The sequence below is a fragment of the Tropicimonas sp. genome (assembly GCF_047971885.1).
Classification (GTDB): domain Bacteria; phylum Pseudomonadota; class Alphaproteobacteria; order Rhodobacterales; family Rhodobacteraceae; genus Tropicimonas.
The window spans coordinates 1-4163 of record NZ_JBKEAE010000175.1 but is presented as its reverse complement, the minus strand read 5'-3'; the positions used below and the strand labels follow the sequence as shown (position 1 = coordinate 4163).

Genomic DNA, 4163 nt, shown 5'->3' with positions numbered 1-4163 from the left:
CAGGGCGTCCATCACGTGAACCTGTGTTCCCCGCCCACGCGGGGATGAACCGCAGGACAGCCTCGAGGGGGTCGTGCCCTGGGAGTGTTCCCCGCCCACGCGGGGATGAACCGCCGGAGCTCTGCTATCTGGAGAAGCACCGCCGGTGTTCCCCGCCCACGCGGGGATGAACCGGACCGCAACGGTTCCCCCGCGCGCATTGAGTTGTGTTCCCCGCCCACGCGGGGATGAACCGCCCCTCCTCGGGCTGGGCCTCCAGGAGGGCCCGTGTTCCCCGCCCACGCGGGGATGAACCGACGGTGGGGGCAGCCTGAGCGCTTCCAGGAAGGTGTTCCCCGCCCACGCGGGGATGAACCGCTGGCCTCGGGCGCGGCAAAGAAAGCCAGCGCGTGTTCCCCGCCCACGCGGGGATGAACCGACCCGCTGGGTGATCCTGAGCCGGGGCGAGCGGTGTTCCCCGCCAACGCGGGGATGAACCTACCCGCAACGAGGATGCGGTTTGGGGCTATGTGTGTTCCCCGCCCACGCGGGGAAGATCGCCTTCATCGGCGAGACAGGGTGTGTGACGAACATCGCGCGACCCCATGGCTGCTTTCGCAAGGGTGAGCGGCTTTGGATGGGGTTTCCCATGGCCATCGCGATACCGCCACCTCGTTGCCGGTCTGCGGCTCGACGGCATGGTCGCGCCGATGGTCGTGGATGGACCGATCAGCGGCAACCGGTCCGAGGCTTATGTCCACCGGTTCCGGTTGTCGGGGCGCGCGGCATGGCGTGGGGATTCCTTCCGTCCCACAGCCCTGACTTCAACCCCATCGGGATGGTCTTGTCAAAGCTCAAGACGATCTGCGGCGGGCTGTCTGCTCAAGCGCGAATCCGCCTGACACAGACACCCCGCTACCGACGGCACGGCCCTACATTTCTGCACGCGCAAGCAGGTCTGCGGCAAAATCGCGGCTGGCACGGATCCAGTTGGCCTTTTCCTGTGCCAGGCGTAGTTGCGGCAGGACGGCGGCAAAGGGAAGAACCTCTCCCTTTGCCCGCGCATCGAGCCTGAGGAGATGGAAACCGTAGCGTGTCTCGACCGGCTCGGTACTGATTTCGCCCTCGTCCATTTGCGCCAGCGCCGCCTCGAATTCGCGTACCGTGTCGCCGGAGGTGATCTGGCCGAGACGGCCGCCGTTCTGTCGCGACGAGCAGGCGCTGTGCTCTGCGGCAAGCCGGGCAAAGGCCGCGGGATCGCGAACGAGAGTGCTGCACAGCGCCACCGCCCTGTCGCGGGCGCCGGCGCGCGCATTTGCATCGTCGGGTGCCGCCGGTATCAGGATATGGGCAGCCTCGTAGAGCGAGGGGGCGCGGAAGCGATCGGGGTTCTCGTCGTAGAAGGTTCGCAGCGCGTCGTCATCGGGTGGCGCGGGGTTGACCGCCTCGTCCAGCAACTGGCGAATCTGCGAATCCTCGTCGGTTTCCCATCGTCCGTCGTCGATCTCGGCCGGCTCCGGCGCGATCCCGCGCGCCACGGCCTCCTGAAGCAGGACCTCGCGCAGCACCAGCGCCTGCCTCGCCGCCTTCCAGGCAAGTCCCGGTTTGCCGCCGGGTGCGGGATGGTTCTGTGCTTCGGCGGCAATACGCTCGGCTGAAATGACCGTGCCGTTTACACATGCCGGCTGCAGCAGCGGCTTATGCTTCATCGCTCACTCCACCCGTTGTTGTGAAAACGGTGTCAGCCCGTTGCGGGGTGGCGTGGCGCCGCGCCGGGTCCGGACGATCTGATATCCCGGGCGCCACAGGTAGCGCACCGGCGCCGAGAGCATGTGCACGAGCCGGGTGAACGGGAACAGCAGGAAAATCGTCAGGCCCAGCACGATGTGCATTTTGAACAGCCACGAGACATCGGTGAGGTAGGAGGCCGGATCGGCGCCGAAATAGATGACCGCCTGGGCCCAGTTCATGAACTTGACCATCTCGTGACCGTCGAGGTGTTGCGCCGATACGAGGATCGTCATGAGCCCGAGGAAAAGCTGGATCATCAGCAGGATCAGGATGCCGGTATCCGCCACCGTCGAATTGTTGCGGATACGCGGATCGACCAGCCGGCGGTGCAGCAGGACGATCCCGCCGATCATCGCCATGATTCCGGCGACACCACCCAGCGACATCGCGAGGATCTGCTTGGCGCCATGGCTGACACCCAGCGCATCGAAAATGGCGATCGGCGTCAGCAGCCCGACCAGATGGCCCGCCAGAATCAGCAGCACGCCGACGTGAAACAGCACCGATCCGACGATGAACTGGCGCTTGCGCAGAATCTGGCTGGATGAAGATTTCCAGCTGAACGGATCGCGTTCGAACCGCACGATGGAAACCACGATCATCACGGTGATCGCAATGTAGGGATAGACCCCGAAAAGAAAGTTGTGCATCAGGTCCTCCTGTTCAGTTTGCCGGCGCGCCCGGCGCAGGGGCGGCAGCGGGTGCCATTCGGGAAAGCAGCTCGCGGCTGGCAGGACAGCCGGCGTCGGGATCGGGCCCGAAGGTGACCTGCGCCTCCTCCCATACCGCATCGAGCGCGGCCAGATCCTCGGGGTCGTCGTCCGCTTCGCTCAGCAGCGCCCGGGCATCCTCGGTGGCAGGATCGGCCGAAGCGAGCGATGCCAGCGCGCCGAGAACGGCCGCATAGGGCGTTTCCCTTCGTTCCAGCCGCTCGTGCAGCGCCAAGAGGATATGGCCCGCATCGGCAAGGATGCCGCGCGCGTCCGGCAGCGGCCGGGTCGAAAGGTATTCCAGCAGCACCGGCAGGTGATCGGGCAATTCGCTGCCGTTCAGGTCGAAACCGCCCGCCCGGTACATCTCCAGCAGATCGACCATGGCGCCGCCACGGTCGCGGCTTTCGCCGTGGACATGTTCGAACAGGTTGAGCGAAAGGGTGCGCGACCGGTCGAACAGCAGGACGTAGCGCTCCTGCATGTCGTAAAGATCGCCCGAGCCAAGTTCGCCCGTCAACCGGTCGAGCCCGGCCAGATCGTCGGCGCCGATCAGCCCCTCTTCGCGAAGAACCCGGCCGATGCCCGGCATGGCGTGCTGAAGCTCGGCCGACGGATAGCCGAGCAGAAGCGAAAGCGCCTTGAAGGTCTTCATGCGATGAACTCCTGCGGGCTGCGGAACTTCTTGCCGCGGAAGATCGTGCTTCCCGAACTGCCGGTCGAACAGCCGTTGCTGTCGGTGAAGCCGCAACCGCCGCGCAGATCGTAGGCATCCTCGACCAGTTCGCGATGCGTGGTGGGGATGACGAAGCGGTCCTCGTAATTGGCGATCGCCAGCAACTGGTACATTTCATCGATCTGCAGCGGCGTCAGGCCGACGCGGTTCGCCACGCCCAGGTTGACGACGCCATCGACCGTCTTGGAGCGCATGTAGGACCGCATCGCCAGCATCCTTTCGAGCGCCGAGACGACAGGGGCGGTATCCCCCGCCGTCAGCATGTTCGCAAGGTAGCGGACCGGAATGCGCAGGCTGCGGACATCCGGCATGTCGTCCTGTGCCGAGATCTTTCCTGCCTCGGCCGCATTCTGGATCGGCGACAGCGGCGGCACGTACCAGACCATCGGCAGCGTGCGGTACTCGGGATGCAGCGGGAACGCGATCTTCCACTCCATCGCCATTTTCCAGATCGGCGAATTGCGCGCGCCCTCGATCCAGTCGTCGGCAATGCCCTCGGCGCGGGCGGCGGCGATCACCTCCGGATCGTTCGGGTCGAGGAAGACGCCAAGCTGCGCCTCGTAAAGCTCCATCTCGCTTTCGCTGGCGGCAGCTTCCTCGATGCGATCCGCATCATAAAGCATGACCCCCAGATAGCGGATGCGGCCGACGCAGGTTTCCGAACAGACCGTGGGCTGGCCGGACTCGATGCGCGGATAGCACAGGACGCATTTCTCGGATTTGCCGGTGGACCAGTTGTAATAGATCTTCTTGTACGGACAACCCGACACGCACATCCGCCAGCCCCGGCATTTTTCCTGATCTATCAGGACGATACCGTCATCCTCGCGCTTGTAGATCGCGCCCGACGGGCAAGAGGCGACGCAGGCGGGGTTCAGGCAATGCTCGCAAAGCCGCGGCAGGTACATCATGAAGGTGTTTTCGTATTCTCCATAGATGTCCTTCTG

4 protein-coding genes and 1 CRISPR repeat array are annotated in these 4163 nt (G+C 64.9%); all 4 genes read right to left on the bottom strand.

The features are described 5' to 3' along the window. Positions 1–23: 23 nt before the first annotated feature. A CRISPR array of direct repeats spans positions 24–540; the repeat unit is 29 nt; unit sequence GTGTTCCCCGCCCACGCGGGGATGAACCG. Between the two features lie 371 nt (positions 541–911). Next, entirely contained in the window at positions 912–1688 is a 777-nt protein-coding gene (locus ACK5IR_RS14780; protein WP_416929937.1) for a peptidylprolyl isomerase, read from the bottom strand. A 3-nt stretch (positions 1689–1691) separates the two neighbouring features. Next, positions 1692–2420: a respiratory nitrate reductase subunit gamma gene (narI, locus tag ACK5IR_RS14775; protein ID WP_416929936.1), complete on the bottom strand. Its 729-nt coding sequence runs from the start codon at positions 2418–2420 to the stop codon at positions 1692–1694. A gap of 13 nt (positions 2421–2433) precedes the next feature. Then, entirely contained in the window at positions 2434–3135 is a 702-nt protein-coding gene (gene narJ, locus ACK5IR_RS14770; protein WP_416929935.1) for a nitrate reductase molybdenum cofactor assembly chaperone, read from the bottom strand. Continuing rightward, positions 3132–4163 (bottom strand): nitrate reductase subunit beta (gene narH / locus ACK5IR_RS14765; protein WP_416929934.1); only part of this gene is annotated, 1032 nt, incomplete at its 5' end. The genes narH and narJ, both read right to left, overlap by 4 nt.

What these genes read in the sequence shown, in the direction of transcription:
- ACK5IR_RS14780 (WP_416929937.1), bottom strand. Translation starts at nt 1,688, where the DNA reads ATGAAGCATAAGCCGCTGCTGCAGCCGGCATGTGTAAACGGCACGGTC.
- narJ (WP_416929935.1), bottom strand. Translation starts at nt 3,135, where the DNA reads ATGAAGACCTTCAAGGCGCTTTCGCTTCTGCTCGGCTATCCGTCGGCC.
- narI (WP_416929936.1), bottom strand. Translation starts at nt 2,420, where the DNA reads ATGCACAACTTTCTTTTCGGGGTCTATCCCTACATTGCGATCACCGTG.